Source organism: Anaerotignum faecicola, from assembly GCA_024460105.1.
Taxonomy (GTDB): Bacteria; Bacillota; Clostridia; order Lachnospirales; family Anaerotignaceae; genus JANFXS01.
Window position 1 is genome coordinate 1 of the sequence record JANFXS010000620.1, and the last position, 383, is coordinate 383.

At 45.4% G+C, this 383-nt stretch carries 1 protein-coding gene; it reads left to right on the forward strand.

All coding sequences use genetic code 11. From position 1 onward, the window contains the following. Nucleotides 1–133: 133 nt before the first annotated feature. Nucleotides 134–383: hypothetical protein (locus NE664_15675; GenBank protein MCQ4728073.1), on the forward strand; the 250-nt coding region annotated here is incomplete at its 3' end.

Sequence of the window (383 nt, forward strand, 5' to 3'; positions counted from 1 at the left end):
GCTGAAAACATCTTCCAACAGCCTGGGAGTCTGGGAATACGCACTCACTAACGTATATATTGTCTCTAAGACAGCTCATGAAGCAAGCGGCGACAGCTTTGCTACTTCCTCCTGCGGTACAGGACCTTACGCGGTGGGAAATTATATTGCCTCATCTACATTAGAATTAATTAAAAGAGATGATTACTGGCAGAAGGACGAGAGTCTGAGTCCGGCAATGTATTCGGCCAATGCAGACCGCATTGTTTTTAATGTGCTGACGGAATCAACACAGATGGGGATTGCCATGGAAAATGGAAGTATAGACATGATTGCAGGCATTACAGGTTCTGAAGTAGACCGCTTTGTTGAGGCAGACGGTTTAACTGCAAAACAGGGCTATC